This is a genomic window from Serratia proteamaculans, assembly GCF_949794035.1.
GTDB lineage: Bacteria > Pseudomonadota > Gammaproteobacteria > Enterobacterales > Enterobacteriaceae > Serratia > Serratia proteamaculans.
This window is the reverse complement of the sequence record NZ_OX461105.1, coordinates 729,671-753,211: the sequence shown is the minus strand read 5'-3', so window position 1 is coordinate 753,211 and position 23,541 is coordinate 729,671. Positions and strand designations below refer to the sequence as shown.

Here is a 23,541-nt window from a genome sequence, read left to right as displayed (position 1 = left end):
CATTAACATAACGTCAGAATATAAGGCAGGCAAACGGCAAAATGGCACAACAACAAAAGGGTTACTGGCAACGAGCTGGGGATCGGGGGTTTACAGAAACAATGCACTAGCCGCTGGCAAATCGGGCTAGGCATTGTTTCAGTCAGGCGAGGAATTACAGAACTATATCAGGCAAGAAGGATGCCGTTTTTTTAACCGGGAAACCTGCACTAAGGCGTGGTTAAGCCTTCTCCTGGTACATTGAATCAATTTCACTCTGATAGCGCTGCAAAATCACTTTACGACGCAGCTTCAACGTCGGTGTCAGTTCCCCCAACTCCATCGAAAAGGCCGCCGGCAACAGGGTAAACTTTTTCACCTGTTCGAAACGCGCCAACTCTTTTTGCATCTCACGCAGGCGGCTGTCGAACATTTCCAGAATATGGCTGTTGCGCAGCAGTTCAAGCCGATCCTGGTATTTCAGGTTGATGGACTTGGCATACTCTTCCAGCGACTCAAAGCTGGGCACAATCAAGGCGGAGACAAATTTACGTGCGTCGGCAATGATCGCCACCTGTTCGATAAAGCGATCCTGCGCCAGCGTGCCTTCGAGCATCTGCGGAGCAATGTACTTGCCGCCGGAGGTTTTCATCAGATCCTTGAGGCGCTCGGTGATAAACAGGTTGCCGCCTTCGTCAATGGCACCGGCATCGCCGGTCTTCAACCAGCCATCTTCGGTAAAGGAGGCGGCGGTTTCCAGCGGCTTATTGAAATAACCGCGCATCACCACCGGGCCACGCACCTGGATTTCATTCTCCTCACCAATACGCACCTCAACCCCCGGCAAGGGTTTGCCAATCGAGCCAAAGCGGAAATTGCCCTCTTCCCAGCAGGAAACGGTGGCGCAGGTCTCGGTCATGCCATAACCATATTTGATGTTGATGCCCATCGCCTGGAAAAACAGGATGACATTGTCGTCCAGTTTGGCACCGGCAGCCGGCAAGAACCGCACCCGCCCGCCGAGAATGCCGCGCAGTTTACTCAACACCAGCTTATCGGCCCAACGGTGGGAAAGATCAAACAACTTGCCCAGAGGTTTACCGGCGCGTTCTTGCAGGAACTTACGCTCACCGCAGACAATTGCCCAGTGGAACAGTGCACGGCGCAGCCAGGGGGCACGGGCAACTTTCTCGTGCACTGCACTGAAGATTTTTTCGTAGAACCGCGGCACCGCGCACATCAGCGTCGGGCGTACCGCCGTCATGGCCTCACGCACCCAGTCGGTATTGGGCAAAAACACGTTTTGCGCACCGGAGTGCATAATGAAGAAACTCCAGGCGCGTTCAAACACATGCGACATCGGCAGGAAACTGAGAGAGACATCTTCTTCCGTTACCGTCAGTCGCTCATCGTGCAGATACAGCTGTGCCGCCAGGTTGCGGTAATCCAGCATCACCCCTTTAGGTTCGCCGGTGGTACCGGAGGTGTAGATCAGTGTGAACAGATCCCGCAGATCGCAATCGGCAATGCGTTGCTGCAGCTGCGATTCAAACGCCGCCGGATCGGCTTCATGCTCAAAGGCGCTCAGGTGCTGAGCAATCTCACAACCGCGCAGATCAACGCCGTCATCAAACACAATAATGTGGTTCAATTGCGGACAGACACCGCGTAATGCGATGGCAGCATCCAGCTGAGCCTGTTCGCCAACGAACAGAATGCGGATATCGGCGTCATTAATGATAAAAGCCGCCTGGGCCGGTGTATTGGTGGCATACAGCGGCACGCTGACCCCACGTAAGCGCAGGATCGCCAAATCCGCCAGCGACCAGGCCATGCTGTTATTGGCAAAGATCGCGATACGCTCCTGCACCTCGGTGCCCAACGCCAACAGCGCACTGGCAATGTGGTTGATATGCGTATCGACCTGCTGCCAGGTCAATTGGGTCTCTCCAGCAGGAGACCATTGGCGAAAAGCTGTGCGATCGGCACGCTGGGAAATTTGGTGCTGTATACGGTGAGTCAAATGGTATTGCAGCAGATTATTGATCATAGCGCCCTGAGCCTGAAATGAATCAAACAGTTAGCGTTGAGCAGGCCATCTTGCTCTGCATCTCAGCTTACACGTGTTTACTTTTTTTCGCGCAGTCTACCTACTCTCTGGCAACGGGAAAAGAGATTTCAGCGTAGAAGTGTGAGCTAAAACCCAGGTTAATTTCACCGCAACCTCTCATTGGACAGAAGGGTGATGAAAAGGTTTTATCCAGGTCACAAAACGCGGGTTCGACAGGCACCGAAGAAAACAGATAAAAACACCAACTGTAATTAATATTTCAGAATATAATTTCATTATAATAATTTTCAATGAAACTACCGAGGTCATGCGGAAGCGGTTAATTCAGAACACTTAAGCCAAGATATATCTTACATAAACCCAAGGTAATTCCTAACCAACGAATGGGAAAAATTATTCCCCCAACGGGAAACTACCACCTCGGGGGTAATAATCGGCTGATTTACTCAGACATATCAGACTGGCCAAGCATACCTTTCATCCATAGATGTCCCTTATCTCTTTCTGCCGACTCATGCCAGGATAGATAACAGGTCACCTTATTCTCACTGCAGGGGAAAGGAATAAAACGCAGCTGTAATGCTTCAGCCTGCTGCTGAGCCAGCCAGGCAGGAACTATGGCAATCATGTCAGTATTGGATACCATATTCAGCACACTGTATAAATCGGTACATTGCTGAGCCACGACGCGCTGCATCGCCTCCTCTATATAGTAAGGCTTACTGAAGGAGTTAAAAATATCCAGCGAAACCACCGCATGCTGCTCCCCAAGAATTTGTTCCGGCGTGATGGCTTTTTCAATTCTCGGATGTTTCTTGGCAAGAACCAGCACCAGTTCATCCTCAAAAAGCCTCACACTTTTAAACTCTGCCGATTCAAAACAGGCATAGCCAATAACGAACTCAACCTCTTGGTAGCGCAATTGGCTATCAATACTACTCGTTATATATGATTTTATTTTTAAATGGGTCTGAGGCGCTATTTCCTTCAGGTGGTTGATTAGCGCGGATCCCAAGCGCAAATCAAGTGGGCTGCAAATGGCGATGGAGAAGACTCGCTCACTGGTAAAGGGTTCAAACTCCGCGCCAGGCAGCTCATTTTGCACCAACTGCAATGCTTGCCTCACCGGCCCAAAAAGCTGCCTGGCCCTTACAGTAGGCTGGATCCCGCGCCCACAGCGCACAAACAACTCGTCATTGAACATCAGTTTCAAGCGCGCAACGGCGTTGCTCACTGCCGGTTGCGACATCCCCAAAAAGCTCGCGGCCCGGGTAATATTCTGCATCTGCATAACGGCATCAAACACCGTTAGCAAATTCAGATCGACACTGCGTAAATGCAAATCGCTGGTTTCTTTCTCAGTGATAACTTCTGAATTATATTCCGACATATCCCACTCCACTAAGTCCTGTGTAGATAATCCCCAAAGTACAATTAACGAGTGATAATTCATCGCTGTTCTAATCGCACAAAGCAGAATTAGTTATCTCTCGCTCCGTTCATTTAAACCGAGCTCAAGCAACGTCCTATATACAAACATGGTTAAAAGTTAATACCTGCCGCACATCACATCCATTTTTCTCGCGGGAAGAGATCACACACACCATTTAAATCGGTTAACTTCACAAACCTCTCTTTGCACCTTCATTTAACTTCTGTTCCTCACCCTTACTTACTCCGATAAAAATACGGTTAATAACCACTTCCTTTAATAAAACCCCCTCATTAATTACTGATAGCCATTAACTCTATGAATAATTCATAAAAAACATAACAAACCACAAACATATTGATGGAAAAAATATAACCACCCCTATTTTTCTTTTGGCTAGCATGCCTTCTGTCGTTTTGCATCTTTAATTTTAACCTAATGAACATCAGAAGCAATTGCGACGATATATATTCATTTCATTTATGCTAACAGGCCCGCAAATCCTTCATTGCCTTTTATCTGACAATGTCATTTTTTACCGAACTATCTTCTGTTCGCCGCGGAACGTTAATCAGGAGGTCAGTGAGTACCCTCATTTTCAATCAGGTGTTGACATGACCAAGCCAATAACGTATCAAATTAGGCAACGAAACTATTTTAGAGAAGCTGAACCGCCATGAACCGTACTTACCGTCTACTAGGCCTACTACTTAACGCATCTTGTTTGCGCGGTATGCCGGTGGACGCAGTTCAGAGCTGATTTAGCCCACCCTCATAACAAACCCGCGCTACTGCGCGGGTTTTTTTTTACCCGCTTAGCGTGAAATAAACACGATAAGGAACGCCCTGATGAGCCAACAAGTCATTATTTTCGATACAACGCTGCGTGATGGCGAACAAGCGCTGCAAGCCAGCCTGAGCGTGAAAGAGAAGATTCAGATAGCGATGGCGCTGGAGAGAATGGGTGTCGACGTCATGGAAGTCGGCTTCCCGGTATCCTCACCGGGCGATTTCGAATCCGTACAAACCATTGCCCGCCAGATTAAAAACAGTCGTGTATGTGGCCTGGCCCGTTGCGTGGATAAAGACATCGACGTCGCAGCCGAAGCGTTGCGCGTGGCCGAAGCCTTCCGTATTCACGTGTTCCTGGCTACCTCCACCCTGCATATTGAATCCAAGCTGAAGCGCTCGTTCGACGAAGTGCTGGAGATGGCAATCCGCTCAGTGAAGCGCGCCCGTAACTACACTGATGACGTAGAGTTCTCCTGTGAAGATGCAGGCCGTACGCCGATCGATAACCTGTGTCGTGTGGTAGAAGCCGCCATCAACGCCGGTGCTACCACCATCAATATTCCAGACACCGTTGGCTACACCACGCCGAACCAGTTTGGTGGCATTATCACCACCCTGTATGACCGCGTACCGAATATCGACAAGGCCATTATCTCTGTGCACTGCCACGACGATCTGGGGATGGCGGTCGGCAACTCCATCGCCGCGGTGCAGGCGGGGGCACGCCAGGTAGAAGGTACCTTGAATGGCATTGGTGAACGCGCAGGCAACACCTCGCTGGAAGAAGTGATCATGGCAATCAAAGTGCGCCAGGACATCATGAACGTGCACACCAACATCAACCATCAGGAAATTTTCCGCACCAGCCAAATTGTCAGCCAGCTGTGTAATATGCCGATCCCTGCCAACAAGGCGATCGTCGGTTCCAATGCCTTCGCCCACTCCTCTGGCATTCATCAGGACGGCGTGCTGAAAAATCGTGAAAACTACGAAATCATGTCCCCGCAGACCATAGGTCTGAAAGATGTGCAGTTGAACCTGACTTCCCGTTCCGGCCGCGCGGCGGTGAAACACCGCATGGAAGAGATGGGCTACAAAGAACAGGACTACAACCTGGACAATCTGTACGCCGCCTTCCTGAAGCTGGCCGATAAGAAAGGTCAGGTGTTCGATTACGATCTGGAAGCCCTGGCCTTCATTAATAAGCAGCAGGAAGAGCCCGAGCATTTCAGCCTGGACTACTTCAGCGTGCAGTCAGGCAGCAGCATCATGGCCACCGCATCGGTGAAATTGATCTGCGGCGAAGAAGAGAAAGCCGAAGCGGCCACCGGTAACGGGCCGGTTGACGCGGTCTATCAGGCCATCAATCGCATTACCGGTTATCCCATTGAACTGGTGAAATACCAGTTAACCGCCAAAGGCCAGGGCCGCGACGCCCTGGGCCAGGTTGATATTGTGGTGTCCTACAACGGCCGCCGCTTCCACGGCGTGGGTCTGGCGACCGACATTGTGGAATCCTCCGCCAAGGCGATGGTTCACGTATTAAATAATATTTGGCGCTCCCAGCAGGTAGAAAAAGAAAAACAGCGTCTGCAGCAAAGCAAACATCAAAATAATCAGGAAACGGTGTGAACATGACGAAGACTTACCACATTGCCGTCTTGCCCGGAGACGGAATCGGCCCGGAAGTAATGGCCCAAGCACGTAAAGTGTTGAACGCAGTGCGTCAGCGCTTTGACATCCGTATCACCGAAGCCGAATACGACGTCGGTGGCATCGCCATCGATCGCCATGGCAGCCCGCTGCCACAGGCCACCCTCGCCGGTTGTGAGCAAGCCGACGCCATCCTGTTCGGTTCAGTCGGTGGCCCGAAGTGGGAACACCTGCCGCCGGCAGAGCAGCCTGAACGTGGCGCTTTGCTGCCGTTGCGTAAGCACTTCAAACTGTTCAGCAACCTGCGCCCTGCTCGTTTGTACCAGGGGCTGGAAGAGTTCTGTCCATTGCGTGCCGACATCGCCGCCCGCGGTTTCGATATTCTGTGCGTGCGTGAACTGACCGGCGGCATCTACTTTGGCCAGCCAAAAGGCCGCGAAGGCCAGGGCATGCAAGAACGCGCCTTCGATACCGAGGTTTATCACCGCTTCGAGATCGAGCGCATTGCCCGCATCGCCTTCGAGTCCGCCCGCAAGCGTCGCAACAAAGTGACCTCGATTGATAAGGCCAACGTATTGCAGAGTTCCATTCTGTGGCGCGAAGTGGTCAATCAGGTCGCCAAGGATTACCCGGATGTGTCGCTGTCGCATATGTACATCGACAACGCCACCATGCAGTTGATCAAAGACCCGTCGCAGTTCGACGTGCTGCTGTGCTCCAACCTGTTCGGTGACATTCTGTCTGACGAATGTGCGATGATCACCGGTTCGATGGGCATGCTGCCTTCCGCCAGCCTGAACGAACAGGGCTTTGGCCTGTATGAGCCGGCCGGTGGTTCAGCGCCGGATATCGCGGGTAAAGGCATTGCCAACCCGATCGCCCAGATCCTGTCAGCCACCCTGCTGCTGCGTTACAGCCTGGGTGCCAGCGAAGCGGCCGATGCCGTTGAACGTGCCATCAATCAGGCGCTGGAACAGGGTTACCGCACCGCCGATCTGGCCGGTGTTGGTCCAGCCATCAGCACCGATGAAATGGGTGACATCATCGCCCGCTTTGTTGCTCAGGGGGCATAACATGTCTAAAACGTTATATCAGAAATTATACGATGCCCACGTGGTCTACTCAGCACCGGAAGAAACCCCGCTGTTGTATATCGATCGCCACCTGGTGCACGAAGTGACCTCCCCGCAGGCGTTCGACGGCCTGCGCGCCATGGGCCGTAAAGTACGCCAGCCGGGCAAGACTTTTGCCACCATGGACCACAACGTGTCCACCCAAACCAAAGACATCAACGCCAGTGGCGAGATGGCGCGCATTCAGATGCAAGAGCTGATCAAGAACTGCGAAGAGTTTGGCGTGTTGCTGTATGACCTGAACCACCCGTATCAGGGCATCGTACACGTGATCGGCCCTGAGCAGGGCATGACGCTGCCGGGCATGACCATCGTCTGTGGTGACTCACACACCGCGACTCACGGCGCTTTCGGTTCACTGGCGTTTGGTATCGGTACCTCTGAAGTGGAGCACGTGCTGGCGACCCAGACCCTGAAACAGGGCCGCGCCAAGACCATGAAAATTGAAGTGACCGGCGATGCCGCCGTTGGCATCACCGCTAAAGACATCGTACTGGCAGTGATTGGTAAAACCGGCAGTGCCGGCGGTACCGGCCACGTGGTGGAATTCTGTGGCACAGCCATTCAGGCGCTGAGCATGGAAGGCCGCATGACGCTGTGCAACATGGCGATCGAAATGGGTGCCAAAGCCGGGCTGGTTGCGCCGGACGACACCACCTTTGATTACCTGAAGGGCCGTCAGTTTGCACCAACCGGCGATAACTGGGAACAGGCCGTTGCCTACTGGCGCACGCTGAAATCCGACGACGATGCCAAATTCGACACCATTGTTACCCTGCGCGCTGAAGACATCGCGCCACAGGTGACCTGGGGCACCAACCCGGGTCAGGTTATCGCCGTCAACCAGACCATCCCCGCGCCAGAATCGTTCAGCGATCCGGGTGAGCGCGCCTCGGCCGAAAAAGCCCTGGCTTATATGGATCTGAAACCGGGTATCAAGCTGACAGACGTGCCGATCGACAAGGTATTTATCGGTTCCTGCACCAACTCACGCATTGAAGACCTGCGCGCAGCGGCGGCCATCGCCAAAGGCCGCAAGGTTGCCAGCGGTGTTCAGGCCATCGTGGTACCAGGCTCTGGCCCGGTGAAAGCGCAGGCGGAAGCCGAAGGTCTGGATAAAATCTTTATCGATGCCGGTTTTGAATGGCGTCTGCCGGGCTGCTCGATGTGCCTGGCGATGAACAACGACCGCCTGAACCCGGGCGAACGCTGCGCATCCACCAGCAACCGTAACTTCGAAGGGCGTCAGGGCCGCGGTGGACGTACTCACCTGGTCAGCCCGGCAATGGCCGCTGCGGCCGCTATTGCCGGCCATTTCGCCGATATCCGTGATATTCACTAAGGGACGCAACCGTGGCTAAATTTACTCAACATACCGGTTTAGTGGTGCCTTTGGATGCGGCTAACGTCGATACCGATGCCATTATTCCAAAACAGTTTTTACAGAAGGTAACGCGCACCGGCTTTGGCCAGCACCTGTTTAACGACTGGCGTTTTCTGGACGATGCCGGCCAGCAGCCAAATCCGGAGTTTGTACTGAACCAACCGCGTTACAAAGGTGCCAGCATTTTGCTGGCGCGTGAAAACTTCGGTTGCGGCTCATCGCGTGAGCATGCCCCCTGGGCACTGACCGACTACGGCTTTAGAGTGGTGATTGCCCCCAGCTTCGCCGATATCTTCTACGGCAACTCGCTCAACAACCAGCTGCTGCCGGTTAAGCTGAGCGAGCAGGACGTGGAAACGCTGTTCCAACTGGTCGCGGCCAACGAAGGCATTGAATTTGAAGTTGACCTGGAAAACCAGACGGTCAAAGCCGGTGACAAAAGCTATCCGTTCGAGATCGACAGCTTCCGCCGCCACTGCATGATTAACGGGTTGGACAGCATCGGTCTGACGCTGCAACACGAAGCGGATATTTCCCGCTACGAGGCGCAGCAGCCGGCTTTCCTGAACTGATATTAATCACCCGCCGCCAGGCGGGTTTTTTTATTATCAATAACCGACTACCAATAACCGAGCCATTTCCACCACGCCCCACCAATCAACATCCAAATCAGCAAGTTAACTATGCTCATCACCAAACCGGTTTTCCACCACTCACCCAGCGTCGCATAGCCGGAGCCGAAGACAATCGGTGCCGTGCCGGTACCATAGTGGGTCAGCGACATCATCAATGAAGAAGAGAAGGCCAGGATTAAACCCAGCAACGCGGGCGGTGCGCCGAGCGCAATACCGGCGGCAAAGAAGGCGGCAAACATGGCGGTAACGTGCGCGGTGGTGCTGGCGAAGAAGTAATGCGAATACAGATAGATAATGGTCAGCAATACCGTGCCGCCAACCCAACTCATCCCCATATGATCAATACCGTTGCCCACGGTTTGCGACAGCCAACTGATTAACCCCAACTTGCCAAGGAAGCTGGCCATCATCACCAGTGCGGAGAACCACACCACCGTGTCCCAGGCCCCCTTGTGCCTGAGCACATCTTCCCAACTCAACACGCCGGTCGCCAGCAGCACCGCCAGGCCAATCATCGCGGCGGTGGTCGGGTTGACCGCCAGCGCCGGGCCGAAGATCATCGCCGGAATACCGGCCCACAGCACCAGCAGCAAGGCAAACACCGCCAGCGTGATTTTCTCCGGCAGCGTCACCGGTCCCAGCGCTTGCAGCTTGTCGCGTGCGAAACGCGGGGCATCCGGGGTGCTTTTCACCTCCGGCGGATAGAGCAGATAAATCACCAACGGCATGACGATCAGCGAGCACAACCCCGGCACCAGCGCGGCCACTGCCCACATGGACCAGGACAGCTCGAAGTTACCATGCGTGCCCTTGGCGATCAGGCTGACGATCAACGGGTTAGGTGCGGTCGCGGTGATAAACATCGCCGAAGTGATCGGGTTGATATTGTAATTTACCAGCGACAGATAACGGCCAATCTTGCCGGAGGTGTTCAACTCGGGTTTGGAGCCAAAGCTGTCGGCGATCGACTTCATGATTGGATGGATAATCCCGCCACCACGGGCGGTGTTGCTTGGGGTCACCGGTGCCAGAGTGGTTTCCGCCAGCGTTAGCGCATAGGCGATGCCCAGCGTCTTCTTACCGAACAGCGAGATAAAGTAATAGCCGATACGCGCCCCCAGCCCGGTTTTGTTCAGGCTAAGGGAGATCATGATCGAAAAGCCGATCAGCCAGATCAACTGGTTGGAAAATCCGCTGAGCGCATCATTCAGCGCAGCACCGGGTTTACCGGGATTGGTGACGCCCGTGACGGCCACCAGCGCAATCGCCACCACCGAAACGGCGCCGATGGGCATAGCTTTGCCGATGATGGCGATGATGGTGCCGATAAACAGCGCGAGCAAATGCCAGGCATTCGGTTCCACCCCTTCAGGCACGGGGATCACAAACCAAATAAGCAAGGCGGCAACGACGGCACACAGAGAAGGGACGGGCTTGAGCGGCGTTAGTTTATCCATAACATACCCACTTTTCTAAACGGATCGGCATCTCAGCAGCAAGATGGGCGGGAACGCGCTCATCGCGTTCCGGGTCCGTTCAGCTTGGGGGGCTGGCGTCATGTTCTCAATGACATGCGTCAAGGTTGGTGACGTTTAAGCTCACACTTCCCGCACGCGGGCACTCATCCACAACGCCGCCACCGCCAGAAGGGTCGCCAACCAGTAAACTGCATAGTGCCCCAGGTTTTCCACCAGCGCCCCCTGCAGTACCCCGGCCAGGATCACCCCGGTGGAAATACTGTTGGTAAACAGCGTGGTTGCCGCGCCCGGTCGGCCTGGCATCAGGTCCTGGAAATAGAGCATACCGATACCGGCGATGATGCCGATAAATATGGCGTTGAACAGCTGTAGCACCATCAGTGCCAGCTTAAATTTAAACACCACCAACCCGGCATAAAACAGGATGCCGGCCGCCACGGCGAACAGCATCATGTTGCGCTTACCGAACCGTTTGACGTAATAACCGGCCAGCAACATTGCCGGGATCTCCAGCCCGGCGGCGGTCCCCATCAGCAGCCCCGCCAGATCCTCCGGCAGGCCCAGATCGGCGGTGATATACAGCGGCATGTCGATGATATACAGGGTGTTGCAGGTCCACATCAGCATCGAGGCAATAAACAAGCGTCGTACATCGCGGTTGCGCCAGACGCTGGCAGGGGCGATAGGAGCCGAAGGGGTCGCCGCCAGTACATTCCCCGGATCGACCGGAGCCGCCCGGGGCACCGAAGGCAGGGTAAACCACACCAGCAATGCACAGATCGCGAAGGTCGCCGCGGCAATCATGAACATCACGGTAAATCCGTAGTTCAGCGCCAGCGTGAACGACAGCGGCGGACCAATCACCCAGGCCAGCGACAGTTGCGCACGCATCACCGAGCTGAACATCACCACTTCACGCGCCGAACTGTCGGCATATTCCCGCGCCAGCGCGAAAATCTGCGGCATCGCGGTATTGGCAATCGCCGACAGCAACACCCCGGCGGTGATCAATGTCAGGTAGTCACGGTTAAAGGCAAACAGCAGACAGTTGCCAACCGCCATCAGGCAACACAACAGGATCAACTTGCGCCGATCGCCGCGTGAATCCGAACGCTTGGCCAACAGGAAACTGACTGCAATGCCGACAATGGCATTAACGGTATAAAACAGGCCGACCCACAGCGGCCGTACCTTGACCTCGGTGGTCAGGAACAGGCTCAGCGTCGGCGCCAAGAGCGCGCCGGCAATGCCGGAAAGAAAAGCAATCAGCAGGAATGCGGCAAAGATCGGATTAAAGCGGCGTGGCAGCCAGCGCTGGCGTTTCATATCTTTGTTCCTGACCCTAAAGCGGAAGACAGAACCTTAGGCTACGGTGGAAAAATTGCAAGAACATCACCGCGACCCATAATAAAAAAACCAGTGGGTATAACCCCACTGGCTGGTGAACAACACCATTACTCAGAAACCTTTTCTACCCGAGCCTCACAGGTGCTCGCGGTATTGCTTATCTGTCATGCTATGGATATCCCATTGGGTTACATGCGCCAGTATCTCCAGCCGCACCTGTTCAGGCACCAGCCCCAACCAGTCGGCCCGCTGGCGGCGTACCGCTGTGAAATACCGCTGATAGAACTGTTTTGACAAGAAAACTTTCATCCGTCGCCCTCCCCCTTTCATTGAGGAAAATTATCGGCGTAATATAGGGAAAGATAAATTGATGGGTTGATGCCGGAGCGTTCCTCTTTTATGTCCACCTCCAGATTGCAACAGCAGTTCATTCGCCTGTGGCAGCGCTGCCACGGCGAGCCGACAGAAACGACCCTGCAAGAGCTGGCCGAAGTGCTCACCTGTTCGCGCCGCCACGTACGTTCGTTACTGGGCGCCATGCAGCAGCAGGGCTGGCTAACCTGGCAGGCAGAGTCGGGGCGCGGCAAGCGTTCACGGCTCACCTTCCACTACACCGGTCTGGCGCTGCAACAGCAGCGGGCGGAGGAGTTGCTGGAGCAGGACCGCATCGATCAACTGGTGCAACTGGTCGGCGATAAAAACGTGGTACGCCAGATGCTGCTATCCCAACTGGGGCGCAGCTTTCGTCAAGGGAAACACATTCTGCGGGTGCTCTACTATCGCCAGTTGTACAACCTGTTGCCCGGTTCGGCGCTGCGGCGTTCGGAAACCCATCTGGCACGGCAAATTTTCAGCGGCCTGACGCGGATAAATGAGGAAAACGGGGAACTGGAGTCTGACCTTTCGCATCACTGGCAGCCATTAACTCCACAGCACTGGCGTTTTTATCTGCGCCCGGCGATTCATTTTCACCATGGCCGCGAGCTGGAAATGGAGGATGTCATCAGTTCGCTTACCCGCTTGATCCCACAGCCGTTGTTTTCCCATATTGAACGAGTGACTTCACCGACGCCTTATGTGATCGACGTCCATCTGCACAGTCCCGATTACTGGCTGCCGTGGCTGCTGGGCAGCGTGCCCGCGATGATCCTGCCGCGCGAATGGCAGAGCCTGCCGGAATTCTCACGCCACCCGGTGGGCACCGGGCCGTATAGCGTAGTGCGCAACCACCGCAGCCAGATGAAAATTCACGCTTTTGACGATTACTTTGGTTACCGCGCGCTGATCGATGAAGTGAATATCTGGGTGTTGCCGGAAGTGACTGAGGAACTGGTGCATTCCGGCGTCCAACTGCAGGCGGACGATACCGGCAAAAATGAGCTGGAAAGCCGGTTGGAAGAAGGCTGCTATTTCCTGCTGTTCGACCAGCGTTCGCCGCTGGCGGCCGATCCGGCTATTCGCAGCTGGCTATGCGAGTTGATCAACCCCATTTCGCTGCTGAGCAATGCCGGCCCGGTCTATCAGCGCTATTGGTCACCGGCCTACGGTCTTCTGCCGCGCTGGCACCACAACCGCACGCTGGCGCAGCAGCCCAAACCGGCCGGGCTGACCGAACTGACGCTGACCTACTACAGCGAGCATTCGGAATTCCACGCCATTCAACAGGCGATCGAACCCCTGTTGGCGCAGCAGGGCATCAAGCTGAAGATCCAGGTTGTGGATTACGACACCTGGCATAAAGGCGAAGCCAGTAGCGATTTATGGCTCGGTAGCGCCAACTTCTATCTGCCGCTGGAGTTCTCGCTGTTCGCTACCCTGTATGAACTGCCGCTGATGCAGCACTGCATGAATGAAGACCTCGCTACGGATGCCGCACTGTGGCGTGCCAATGCCTTGCCGCTGGCCGATTTTTGCCAACGCCTGGTCAGCAATCATCAGTTACACCCGTTGTTCCACCACTGGTTGCAACTGCACGGCCAACGCAGCATGCGCGGCGTGCGGATGAACACCCTCGGCTGGTTTGATTTTAAATCCGCCTGGTTTGCGCCGCCGGAAGCATAAGCGCCTTTCACCGGCGCCCGTTAGTCTTTACAATGGCGCCGTCTCAACGGGGTGCAAAACGGCGGCGTGCCGAATTTGCTGAGAACAAACCCGTCGAACCTGATCCGGTCAATACCGGCGGAGGGATTTGAGCCCAGCGAACAGGCAGCAGCCGATCGCCCCCTCAGATACCCTTGCCCCCCTAAATTTTCAGGAGTGCAAAGTGGTCAAGAAAAGCCTGCCCTTATTACTGTTGTTGTGCGCCGCACCGGTGTTCGCCAAACCCACGCTGACGGTCTACACCTATGATTCGTTCGCTGCCGACTGGGGCCCGGGTCCGGCGGTCAAAAAAGCCTTTGAGGCCCAGTGTGACTGTGAGCTGAAGTTCGTCGCGCTGGAAGACGGCGTTTCGCTGCTTAACCGCCTGCGCATGGAAGGGAAAAACAGCGCCGCCGACGTCGTGCTGGGGCTGGACAACAACCTGCTGCAGGCTGCGCAACAAACCGGTTTATTCGCGCCAAGCGACGTCGACAGCGCGAAGTTGAGCGTCCCCGGCGGCTGGCAGGATAAAACCTTTGTGCCTTATGACTACGGCTACTTTGCCTTCGTTTACAACAAAGAAAAGCTGAAGAACCCGCCAAAAAGCCTGCAGGAGCTGGTCGACAGTGACCAGAACTGGAAGGTGATTTACGAAGATCCGCGCACCAGCACCCCCGGCCTCGGCCTGCTGCTGTGGATGCAGAAAGTTTATGGCGACAAGGCCCCCGAAGCCTGGCAAAAGCTGGCGAAGAAAACCGTCACCGTGACCAAGGGCTGGAGTGAAGCCTACGGCCTGTTCCTGAAAGGCGAAGGTGACCTGGTGCTCAGCTACACCACCTCCCCGGCCTACCATCTGATCGAAGAGAAAAAAGACAGCTACGCCGCCGCTAACTTTAGCGAAGGCCATTATCTGCAGGTCGAAGTGGCGGGCAAACTCAAGGCCAGCAAACAACCCGAGCTGGCAGAACGCTTTATGCAATTTATGGTGACCCCGGCGTTCCAGAACAGTATTCCCACCGGCAACTGGATGTACCCGGTGATCAAAACCCAGCTGCCGACCGGGTTTGAGCAAATGACCGTCCCGCAGACCGCGCTGCAATACAGCGCTGAAGAAGTGGCCAAACAACGCGGCAACTGGATCCGGGCATGGCAAACCGCCGTCAGCCACTGATCCCACGCTGGCTATGGCCGGGGCTGCTGGCTGCCGGTCTGATCCTGACCATCGCCGCACTGGCGATGGGTTCTCTGTGGCGGCACGCGCCGGAAAGCGACTGGCAAGGTCTATGGCAGGACAGCTATCTGTGGCATGTGGTGCGTTTCACCTTCTGGCAGGCGTTGCTGTCCGCGCTGATCTCGGTGCTGCCCGCCATTTTGTTGGCGCGCGCGCTGTACCGCCGCCGTTTCCCCGGACGCCAATTACTGCTGCGGCTGTGCGCCATGACGCTGGTGTTGCCGGTGTTGGTGGCGGTGTTCGGCCTGCTCAGCGTTTATGGTCGACAGGGCTGGCTGGCCGCGCTGTGCGGTTGGTTAGGCATTGATTACAGCTTCTCGCCTTATGGCCTGCAGGGCATCCTGTTGGCCCACATGTTCTTCAACCTGCCGCTGGCGACCCGCCTGCTGTTGCAGGCGCTGGAAAATATTCCGGTCGAACAGCGCCAACTGGCAGCACAACTCGGCATGAGCGGCTGGCAACAGTTTCGTTTTGTCGAATGGCCGGCACTACGCCGCCAGATCCTGCCGAGCGGGGCACTGATCTTTATGCTGTGCTTTGCCAGCTTCGCCACCGTATTGTCACTGGGTGGCGGGCCACAGGCCACCACCATCGAACTGGCGATCTACCAGGCGCTCAGCTATGACTACGATCTCAGCCGCGCCGCGCTGTTGGCGCTGATCCAACTGGCCTGCTGCCTGGGGCTGGTGGTACTCAGCCAGCGCTTGAGCCAGGCCTTGCCGGTCGGCAACACCCAGGCCCACGTCTGGCGTAACCCGGAAGACAGCCTGGGGCGCCGGGTCAGCGACTTTTTGCTGATCGTCGCTGCCCTGCTACTGCTGTTACCCCCGCTGTTGGCGGTGATTGCCGACGGTGCCAACCAAACTCTGGTCAGCGTGCTACAACAGCAGGTGCTGTGGCAGGCGTTGTTTACCTCGTTGCGTATTGCTCTCGGTGCCGGCGCACTGTGCGTGGTGCTGACCATGATGCTGCTGTGGAGCAGCCGTGAGCTGAAGCTGCAACAGAGCCTGCGCTGGGGCCATGCACTGGAACTGAGCGGCATGGTGATCCTGGCGATGCCGGGCATCGTGTTGGCGACCGGCTTCTTCCTGCTGCTGAGCGATACCGTCGGGCTGCCACAGTCGCCGTACGCACTGGTGATCCTCACCAATGCACTGATGGCGGTGCCCTACGCGCTGAAAGTGCTGGAAAACCCGATGCGCGACCTGGCCGAACGCTACAACCCACTGTGTCTATCGCTGGATATCCACGGCTGGCAGCGGCTGCGGCTTATCGAGCTGAAAGCGTTGCGCCGCCCGCTGGCCCAGGCGCTGGCCTTTGCCTGCGTGCTGTCGATCGGCGATTTCGGCGTGGTGGCCCTGTTTGGCAACGAGCACTTTCGCACTCTGCCTTACTACCTGTATCAGCAGATTGGCGCCTATCGCAGTAATGACGGCGCGGTCACCGCACTGTTGTTGCTACTGTTGTGTTTCCTGCTGTTTACCCTGATCGAACGCTTACCGGGCCGCCATGATAGAGCTTGAAAAACTGACCTACCTGTATGAGCACCTGCCGATGCGCTTTGACCTGCGCATTGAGCCAGGCGAACGTGTCGCGGTGCTTGGCCCCAGTGGCGCAGGCAAAAGCACCCTGCTCAGCCTGATCGCCGGGTTCCTGCCGGCCGCCAGCGGCAAGCTGCTGCTGAACGGCAGCGTTCACACCGCCACGCCACCGGCCAAACGCCCGGTCTCGATGCTGTTTCAGGAAAACAACCTGTTTGCCCACCTGACGGTGGCGCAGAACATCGGATTGGGGCTGGATCCGGGGCTGCGGCTGAATGAGCAGCAAAAGCAGCAGTTGGCACAGATTGCCCGGCAAGTGGGGCTGGAAGAGCATCTGCCACGTCTGCCGTCCCAGCTTTCCGGCGGCCAACGTCAGCGTGCCGCCCTGGCGCGCTGTCTGATCCGCCAGCGACCCATCTTGCTGCTCGACGAACCCTTTTCGGCGCTCGATCCGGCGTTACGCAATGAGATGCTGCACCTGCTGCGGGAGGTGTGTGACCAGCGCAACCTGACGCTGCTGATGGTGTCCCACAACCTGGATGACGCCGCGCGCATCGCGCCACGTACCCTGTTGGTGGTCGATGGACGCATATATTACGACGGTCCAACCCAGGCATTGCTGGACGGCAGTGCGCCGGAAGCCCGGGTGTTGGGCATTTCACACAAACCGTGATCTGCCGCGCGTTTTTTATGCTGCGCAAATAAACCTGTTGTGCGAATTTTTCGCCTGTGGTTTTATAAAAACCTGACTTTTTTTACTGATGATAAGGTTCCCTGTGATCGCATCCTCGCTGACTTCGACCCTACTAGTTACCGCGCTACCAGCCGCGGTGATGGTCGTCGTGCGTGTGGTGGTGGTCGTCGGCAATGCGCCGTAGGGTCCGAATCAACGCATCGATTCCCAAACCCCGCCGGCGCAACCGGGCGGGGTTTTTAGTTTCAGCCCCCTGCCCAGAAAAGCGAACCGGCCTTGAGAAAGGATAGGAACATGGCAATTTCGGGCACGCCACAGCAAGGCAACCGCTTCACCGGCGCACAGTTGATCGTTCATCTGCTGGAACGTCAGGGCATCACCACCGTCGCCGGCATTCCCGGTGGCGCGGCGCTGCCGCTGTATGACGCACTGAGCCAAAGCACCCGCATTCATCACGTACTGGCACGCCACGAACAGGGCGCGGGCTTTATGGCGCAGGGCATGGCACGCGCCAATGGTAAAGCTGCGGTGTGCATCGCCTCCAGCGGGCCGGGCGCCACCAACCTGGTGACCGCCATCGCCGACACCAAGCTCGATTCCATTCCGCTGGTGTGCATCACCGGCCAGGTGCCCTCCTCGATGATCGGCACCGATGCCTTTCAGGAAGTAGACACCTACGGCATCTCGATCCCTATCACCAAGCACAACCATTTGGTGCGCGATATCCGTGAACTGCCACAGGTGATCTGCGACGCATTCCGTATCGCCGAATCCGGCCGTCCTGGCCCGGTGTGGATCGACGTACCGAAGGACGTACAAACCGCGGTGATCGATTGGGATGAACTGCCGCCGATCGCCGTTCCCGACGCCGCCCCCACCTTCGAGGCCACTGCCGTAGCGCAGGCCGCAGCGATGATCAACCAGGCCAAGCGCCCGGTGCTGTACCTGGGCGGCGGCATCATCTGCGCCAATGCTCACCAACAGGCGATTGAGTTGGCGGAACGCGCCAACCTGCCGACCACCATGACGCTGATGGCGTTGGGTGCCATGCCGGTACAGCACCCGCTGTCGCTGGGCATGCTGGGGATGCACGCGGCGCGCAGTACCAACTTCATTCTGCAAGAGGCCGACCTGCTGATCGTACTGGGCGCACGCTTTGACGATCGGGCAATTGGCAAAACCGAACAGTTCTGCCCGAACGCCAGCATCATTCACGTGGATATCGACCGTGCCGAACTGGGCAAGGTGAAACAGGCCAACATTGCCATTCATGCCGACGTCGGCCAGGTGCTGCAACAGCTGCTGCCGCAGATTGAGGCGCAGCCGCGCAGCGAATGGTTGGAAACCGTCAACGGCCTGAAGCGCGAGTTCCCGTTCAGCATGCCGAACGCCGAAGATCCGCTGAGTCACTACGGGTTGGTGCTGGCTGCTGCACGCTGCGTGGACGAAAGCGCCATCATCACCACCGATGTAGGCCAGCATCAGATGTGGGTGGCGCAGGCCTATCCGCTGAGCCGTCCACGCCAGTGGCTGACCTCCGGCGGCCTGGGTACCATGGGCTTCGGCCTGCCGGCGGCGATCGGCGCAGCCCTGGCCGAGCCGCAGCGCAAGGTATTGTGCTTCTCCGGTGACGGCAGTCTGATGATGAACATTCAGGAAATGGCCACTGCCGTCGAGCAGGATCTGGACGTGAAAATTATCCTGATGAACAACCAAGCGCTGGGGCTGGTGCATCAGCAGCAAACGCTGTTCTACCAGCAGCGCATCTTTGCCGCCGCCTATCCCAAGCGTACCGACTTTATCAAGATTGCCGCCGGTTTCGGGCTGGATACCTGCGATTTGAACGCCGCAGAAGATCCGCAGGCCGCGCTGGCCGAAGCGATCCAACGGCCCGGCCCTTGCCTGATCCACGCGCTGATTGATATCAATGAAAAAGTCTTCCCGATGGTGCCGCCGGGTGCCGCCAACATCGACATGATTGGAGAATAAGCCATGTCAGAACAACACAATAACCCACAGGTGATCCTGGAGCTGACGGTACGTAACCATCCCGGCGTGATGTCGCACGTGTGCGGCCTGTTTGCCCGCCGCGCCTTCAACGTAGAGGGCATTCTGTGTCTGCCGCTGAAAGACGGCAAACAGAGCCGTATCTGGCTATTGGTGGCGGACGATCAACGGCTGATGCAGATGATCAGCCAGGTGGAAAAACTCGAAGATGTGCTGCAGGTAAAACGCCACAGCGAAGACGTGCGGGTGTTCGAACAGTTAGAGGCTTTCTTCCAGTAATGCACCGAGGGGCGTTACGCCCCCGAGTTTGATGACAAAGTTGTCTTTGAACCCGAGATACCCGGGCCTAGCGCACCGAGGGCCATTATGGGACACGTCCATGTGTCCCACCCTACGGGCCGACTGGAAGTCGTTCCAATTTGCTCCCGGCAAATTGGTCGGCGGACAAGCCGCTACGACCCCTTCGGCACGCTCTCCCTAATAACAGGCTTTGTCACAATCTGAGGCGAATAACCCCTGGTTACTGCCCGGCCAGCACCTTCCACAGCAAATGTCGGTAAACCGGCATCAACGGCTGCTGGTGCAGATAATAAAAGGTGGTGAGCGCGAGGATCCAGCTCAGTACGCAGGCCATCCGTAGCCGTACCGGTGACAGCCAGTTGCTTAGTCGATCGGCGCTGCGCTTGCCTTCACGCCACCAGCGCCAGCTCAGCCAGGCGGCCAGCCAGATCAACACCACCACCGCAAACAGCAGCCATTTGAATAAAGCGCTGTTGGCGCTGGCGGGAATGTCGATCGCCACCCCGGCCAGAATCCCCGGGAAGAAGTAGACCGGCGGCCAGGTGATACAGCCGATAATGTTCGGCAGTGCAAATTTGTACGGCGGTAAGTCCAGCATCCCCGCCACCATCGGTACCAGCGGGCGGGTCGGGCCGACAAAGCGGCCAATCAGAACGGTCGCCATACTGTGTTGATGCAGCGCATGTTCGGTCTTGTCGAGCATCGCCTTGTTCTTTTTCAGGAATGACCAGCGGTGCAGCGGCCCCTTGAAAGCGCGGCCGATAAAATAAGAGATCCAGTCCCCCAGCAGGCAACCGACGATCCCGGCAGCCCAGGCATAATAGAAGTCCACCTGACCACTGCCGATCAGCGCACCGATGCTGGCCATCATCACCGTACCGGGCAACAGCAGTCCGACCAGCGCCAGCGATTCCAAAAACGCGACAAACATGACGACCATCAGAGTGAAAGCCAAAGACTGGGTGATCAAATGCTGTAAATAGGCTTCCATTAAACCTCTGTTGGTTATCCAAAGCGCGTGGGCGTGGGATTGTCAGGTGCCGCCGGAAACGAGTCAACCGGTGAATTGTATGCGTTTTTGGCAGAACTGTGCGGTAATGGACAATTACTGTATAAAAACCCATACTATAACTTATCTATTCCCCCCTTTAGCTTAGCTTGTCAGGAACAGCGTGATGTCACTCCAACAGGGTTTCTTGCTCACCCGCCACTGGCGTGATACGCCTGCCGGCACCGAGGTGGAGTTTTGGCTGGCGACCGATCACGGCCCGCAGCAACTTCGCCTGTCGCCGCAGACCTCCGTCGCCTTTATCCCGGTCGAACAGCGTCAACGCGCTGAGCAATTGCTGCGTGAAGAGCGCCAATGGGAGCTAAAACCGCTGCCGCTAACCGATTTTCATCATCGCCCGGTGTTGGGGCTCTATTGCCGTCAGCACCGTCAGCTGATCAAACTGGAAAGGCTGTTGAAAGACGGCGGTGTCAATCTCTATGAGGCCGATATCCGCCCACCGGAACGCTACCTGATGGAACGCTTTATCACTGCGCCGGTGTGGTTCACCGGCCAGGACAACGGCAATGGTCCGCTGATCAACGGCCAGATGAAGCCGGCGCCGGAATATCGCCCCACGTTGAAACTGGTCTCGCTGGACATTGAAACCTCCGCCCATGGCGAGCTCTACTCGATCGCGCTGGAAGGCTGCGGTCAGCGTCAGGTTTACATGCTCGGGCCGGCTAACGGTGGCAATGAGGCGCTGGATTTTGACCTGGAGTACTGTGTCAGCCGCCCACAAATGTTGGAAAGGCTGAATCAGTGGCTGGAACAACACGATCCCGACGCCATCATTGGCTGGAATCTGGTGCAGTTCGATTTACGGGTGCTGCAAAAACATGCCGAGCGTTACCAAATCCCGTTACGGTTTGGTCGTGGCGGCAACCTGCTGGAGTGGCGTGAACACGGTTTCAAGCAGAATCACTTTTTTGCCTCCGCCGCCGGGCGGTTGATTATTGATGGCATCGAGGCACTGAAGTCCGCCACCTGGAACTTCCCTTCCTTCAGCCTCGAGCATGTGTCGCAGACACTGCTGGGAGAAGGCAAGTCGATCGACAATCCTTACCAGCGAATGGCGGAAATCGACCGGCGCTTTGCCGAAGACAAACCGGCGCTGGCACGCTACAACCTGAAGGACTGCGAACTGGTGACGCGAGTCTTCGCCAAGACCGATCTGCTGACCTTCCTGCTGGAGCGCGCCACGGTGACCGGACTGGCCGCCGACCGCAGCGGCGGTTCGGTGGCCGCGTTCAGCAATCTGTATATGCCGCGCATGCACCGGCTGGGCTTTGTTGCCCCCAACCTCGGCGAGCAACCGGAAGAACACAGCCCTGGTGGCTTTGTGATGGATTCACAGCCCGGCCTGTATGACTCGGTGCTGGTGCTGGATTACAAGAGCCTGTACCCGTCGATCATCCGCACCTTCCTGATCGACCCCGTCGGGTTGGTGGAAGGCATGCAGCACCCCGGCGATGCCGATTCGGTGCCCGGTTTCCGCCATGCACGTTTCTCGCGCAGCAAACACTGTCTGCCGGCGATCGTCGAACAGATCTGGCAAGGGCGTGAGGCAGCCAAGCGTCAACAGAACAAAGCCTTGTCCCAGGCATTAAAGATCATTATGAACGCGCTGTACGGCGTACTGGGATCGAGCGGTTGCCGCTTTTTCGATCCGCGGTTGGCCTCGTCAATCACCCTGCGTGGCCATGAGATCATGCGCCAGACGCGCGAGCTGATCGAGGCTCAGGGTTATCAGGTGATCTACGGGGATACCGATTCCACCTTCGTGTGGCTCAAGCAGCCGCATGACGAGCAACAGGCGGCGCAAATAGGCCGGACCCTGGTGCAACAGGTGAACCAATGGTGGCAACAGCATTTACAGCAACAGTACGGGCTGGAAAATGCGCTGGAGCTGGAGTTCGAAACCCATTATTCGCGCTTCCTGATGCCCACCATTCGCGGTGCCGAACAGGGCAGTAAAAAACGCTATGCCGGGCTGATCGCCAAACCGGACGGCAGCGAAGAGATGGTGTACAAAGGGCTGGAAACGGTGCGTACCGACTGGACACCGCTGGCACAGCAGTTCCAACAGCTGCTTTACCAACGTATTTTCAAGCGGCAGCCGTATCAGGATTTTGTGCGTGAATACGTTAGCCAAACGCTTAACGGCGACTTCGACGATCGGCTGGTCTACCGCAAGCGCCTGCGCAGAAAGCTGGACGAATATCAACGTAACGTCCCGCCACATGTTCGCGCAGCCCGCATCGCTGACGACTATAATCGTCAGCAGGGGCGACCGCTGCAATACCAGAACGGCGGCTGGATCAGCTATGTGATGACCGTGGCCGGGCCAGAGCCGCTGGAAACCCAGCAGTCGGCAATTGATTACCCCCATTATCTCGAGCGCCAGTTGGAACCGGTGGCTGACGCCATACTGCCATTTTTACATGACGATTTTACCACTCTGGTGACCGGACAGATGGGCCTGTTTTAACATTCCGCCCGCCATGCGGGCGTTGGCGAAGGGTTAAGAAAAATCATCGGGTTTTGCAGGTGACGAACGCGCCGCCTTCCATTACCATAGCGCCCTTCCCAAATTCTGGACCACACTCCACCCATGCCATCGATGATGTATGCATGGGATGAATAGCTATTGCCCGCCATATTAAAATAAATCGGGATTAGCAGACGTTTGATACGGGTGCCGCGGCCTTCTCGCCCGGTAACAAGACTTACTTAA

The 23,541-nt window shown here is 56.5% G+C and carries 18 protein-coding genes and 1 riboswitch; of the genes, 12 read left to right on the top strand and 6 right to left on the bottom strand.

Going from position 1 to position 23,541, the window contains the following annotated elements; translation table 11 throughout:
* Window positions 1-220: 220 nt before the first annotated feature.
* Window positions 221-2,029 (bottom strand): AMP-dependent synthetase/ligase, encoded by a 1,809-nt coding sequence (locus tag QOT07_RS03400; protein ID WP_099063085.1) that lies wholly within the window; start codon window positions 2,027-2,029, stop codon window positions 221-223.
* A gap of 463 nt (window positions 2,030-2,492) precedes the next feature.
* Window positions 2,493-3,440, bottom strand: a complete 948-nt coding sequence (gene leuO, locus QOT07_RS03395) for a transcriptional regulator LeuO (RefSeq protein WP_099063086.1) — start codon at window positions 3,438-3,440, stop codon at window positions 2,493-2,495.
* Window positions 3,441-4,331: 891 nt separating this feature from the next.
* On the opposite strand from leuO, the gene leuA reads away from it, so the two are divergent.
* From leuA to leuD, 4 genes are read left to right on the top strand one after another with little or no spacing between them, the layout of a single operon-like run.
* Entirely contained in the window at window positions 4,332-5,906 is a 1,575-nt protein-coding gene (leuA, locus tag QOT07_RS03390) for a 2-isopropylmalate synthase (RefSeq protein WP_017891594.1), read from the top strand.
* A gap of 2 nt (window positions 5,907-5,908) precedes the next feature.
* Window positions 5,909-7,000 carry a 3-isopropylmalate dehydrogenase gene (gene leuB / locus QOT07_RS03385; protein WP_085120217.1) on the top strand — a complete coding sequence of 364 codons (1,092 nt, stop codon included), beginning with the start codon at window positions 5,909-5,911 and terminating at the stop codon, window positions 6,998-7,000.
* 1 nt (window position 7,001) lies between these two features.
* Window positions 7,002-8,402 (top strand): 3-isopropylmalate dehydratase large subunit, encoded by a 1,401-nt coding sequence (gene leuC / locus QOT07_RS03380; protein WP_099063088.1) that lies wholly within the window; start codon window positions 7,002-7,004, stop codon window positions 8,400-8,402.
* 11 nt (window positions 8,403-8,413) lie between these two features.
* A complete protein-coding gene (gene leuD / locus QOT07_RS03375; protein WP_085120215.1) occupies window positions 8,414-9,016 on the top strand; it encodes a 3-isopropylmalate dehydratase small subunit in 603 nt (200 codons plus the stop codon).
* Window positions 9,017-9,063: 47 nt separating this feature from the next.
* On the opposite strand, the gene QOT07_RS03370 is transcribed toward leuD, so the two are convergent.
* The 3 genes from QOT07_RS03370 to sgrT form a co-directional block, all read right to left on the bottom strand.
* Window positions 9,064-10,536, bottom strand: a complete 1,473-nt coding sequence (locus tag QOT07_RS03370) for a DASS family sodium-coupled anion symporter (RefSeq protein WP_099063090.1) — start codon at window positions 10,534-10,536, stop codon at window positions 9,064-9,066.
* A 141-nt stretch (window positions 10,537-10,677) separates the two neighbouring features.
* On the bottom strand, window positions 10,678-11,883 hold the full coding sequence (locus QOT07_RS03365) for a sugar efflux transporter (protein WP_283602570.1): 1,206 nt from the start codon (window positions 11,881-11,883) through the stop codon (window positions 10,678-10,680).
* Window positions 11,884-12,039: 156 nt separating this feature from the next.
* Window positions 12,040-12,213: a glucose uptake inhibitor SgrT gene (sgrT, locus tag QOT07_RS03360; protein WP_283602569.1), complete on the bottom strand. Its 174-nt coding sequence runs from the start codon at window positions 12,211-12,213 to the stop codon at window positions 12,040-12,042.
* A gap of 90 nt (window positions 12,214-12,303) precedes the next feature.
* On the opposite strand from sgrT, the gene sgrR reads away from it, so the two are divergent.
* From sgrR to ilvN, 7 genes are all read left to right on the top strand, one after another.
* Window positions 12,304-13,965 (top strand): HTH-type transcriptional regulator SgrR, encoded by a 1,662-nt coding sequence (sgrR, locus tag QOT07_RS03355; RefSeq protein ID WP_283602568.1) that lies wholly within the window; start codon window positions 12,304-12,306, stop codon window positions 13,963-13,965.
* Window positions 13,966-14,002: 37 nt separating this feature from the next.
* A riboswitch (TPP riboswitch) is annotated at window positions 14,003-14,109 on the top strand.
* Between the two features lie 58 nt (window positions 14,110-14,167).
* The gene (gene thiB / locus QOT07_RS03350; RefSeq protein WP_099063094.1) at window positions 14,168-15,154 is read left to right on the top strand and encodes a thiamine ABC transporter substrate binding subunit; all 987 of its coding nucleotides are present in this window, start codon (window positions 14,168-14,170) and stop codon (window positions 15,152-15,154) included.
* Window positions 15,130-16,737, top strand: coding sequence for a thiamine/thiamine pyrophosphate ABC transporter permease ThiP (gene thiP / locus QOT07_RS03345; protein ID WP_261416063.1), 1,608 nt, complete (start codon window positions 15,130-15,132; stop codon window positions 16,735-16,737). The genes thiB and thiP overlap by 25 nt, the downstream gene beginning before the upstream one ends.
* The gene (gene thiQ / locus QOT07_RS03340; protein WP_207979291.1) at window positions 16,724-17,428 is read left to right on the top strand and encodes a thiamine ABC transporter ATP-binding protein ThiQ; all 705 of its coding nucleotides are present in this window, start codon (window positions 16,724-16,726) and stop codon (window positions 17,426-17,428) included. The genes thiP and thiQ overlap by 14 nt, the downstream gene beginning before the upstream one ends.
* Window positions 17,429-17,516: 88 nt before the next feature.
* Window positions 17,517-17,633 carry an ilvB operon leader peptide IvbL gene (ivbL, locus tag QOT07_RS03335; RefSeq protein ID WP_208295193.1) on the top strand — a complete coding sequence of 39 codons (117 nt, stop codon included), beginning with the start codon at window positions 17,517-17,519 and terminating at the stop codon, window positions 17,631-17,633.
* Window positions 17,634-17,743: 110 nt separating this feature from the next.
* Window positions 17,744-19,438, top strand: a complete 1,695-nt coding sequence (ilvB, locus tag QOT07_RS03330; protein WP_283602567.1) for an acetolactate synthase large subunit — start codon at window positions 17,744-17,746, stop codon at window positions 19,436-19,438.
* 3 nt (window positions 19,439-19,441) lie between these two features.
* Window positions 19,442-19,735 (top strand): acetolactate synthase small subunit, encoded by a 294-nt coding sequence (ilvN, locus tag QOT07_RS03325; protein WP_099063098.1) that lies wholly within the window; start codon window positions 19,442-19,444, stop codon window positions 19,733-19,735.
* 241 nt (window positions 19,736-19,976) lie between these two features.
* On the opposite strand, the gene QOT07_RS03320 is transcribed toward ilvN, so the two are convergent.
* Window positions 19,977-20,747: a DedA family protein gene (locus QOT07_RS03320; protein ID WP_099063099.1), complete on the bottom strand. Its 771-nt coding sequence runs from the start codon at window positions 20,745-20,747 to the stop codon at window positions 19,977-19,979.
* Window positions 20,748-20,931: 184 nt separating this feature from the next.
* Here QOT07_RS03320 and QOT07_RS03315 point away from each other — a divergent pair, with 184 nt between their 5' ends.
* On the top strand, window positions 20,932-23,295 hold the full coding sequence (locus QOT07_RS03315) for a DNA polymerase II (RefSeq protein WP_283602566.1): 2,364 nt from the start codon (window positions 20,932-20,934) through the stop codon (window positions 23,293-23,295).
* Window positions 23,296-23,541 lie beyond the last annotated feature (246 nt).

Bases quoted from the DNA above. Each gene is read 5' to 3' on its own strand.
- QOT07_RS03400 (WP_099063085.1), bottom strand. From the start codon at position 2,029: ATGATCAATAATCTGCTGCAATACCATTTGACTCACCGTATACAGCAC.
- leuO (WP_099063086.1), bottom strand. From the start codon at position 3,440: ATGTCGGAATATAATTCAGAAGTTATCACTGAGAAAGAAACCAGCGAT.
- leuA (WP_017891594.1), top strand. From the start codon at position 4,332: ATGAGCCAACAAGTCATTATTTTCGATACAACGCTGCGTGATGGCGAA.
- leuB (WP_085120217.1), top strand. From the start codon at position 5,909: ATGACGAAGACTTACCACATTGCCGTCTTGCCCGGAGACGGAATCGGC.
- leuC (WP_099063088.1), top strand. From the start codon at position 7,002: ATGTCTAAAACGTTATATCAGAAATTATACGATGCCCACGTGGTCTAC.
- QOT07_RS03370 (WP_099063090.1), bottom strand. From the start codon at position 10,536: ATGGATAAACTAACGCCGCTCAAGCCCGTCCCTTCTCTGTGTGCCGTC.
- QOT07_RS03365 (WP_283602570.1), bottom strand. From the start codon at position 11,883: ATGAAACGCCAGCGCTGGCTGCCACGCCGCTTTAATCCGATCTTTGCC.
- sgrT (WP_283602569.1), bottom strand. From the start codon at position 12,213: ATGAAAGTTTTCTTGTCAAAACAGTTCTATCAGCGGTATTTCACAGCG.
- sgrR (WP_283602568.1), top strand. From the start codon at position 12,304: ATGTCCACCTCCAGATTGCAACAGCAGTTCATTCGCCTGTGGCAGCGC.
- thiP (WP_261416063.1), top strand. From the start codon at position 15,130: ATGGCAAACCGCCGTCAGCCACTGATCCCACGCTGGCTATGGCCGGGG.
- thiQ (WP_207979291.1), top strand. From the start codon at position 16,724: ATGATAGAGCTTGAAAAACTGACCTACCTGTATGAGCACCTGCCGATG.
- ivbL (WP_208295193.1), top strand. From the start codon at position 17,517: ATGATAAGGTTCCCTGTGATCGCATCCTCGCTGACTTCGACCCTACTA.
- ilvB (WP_283602567.1), top strand. From the start codon at position 17,744: ATGGCAATTTCGGGCACGCCACAGCAAGGCAACCGCTTCACCGGCGCA.
- ilvN (WP_099063098.1), top strand. From the start codon at position 19,442: ATGTCAGAACAACACAATAACCCACAGGTGATCCTGGAGCTGACGGTA.
- QOT07_RS03320 (WP_099063099.1), bottom strand. From the start codon at position 20,747: ATGGAAGCCTATTTACAGCATTTGATCACCCAGTCTTTGGCTTTCACT.
- QOT07_RS03315 (WP_283602566.1), top strand. From the start codon at position 20,932: ATGTCACTCCAACAGGGTTTCTTGCTCACCCGCCACTGGCGTGATACG.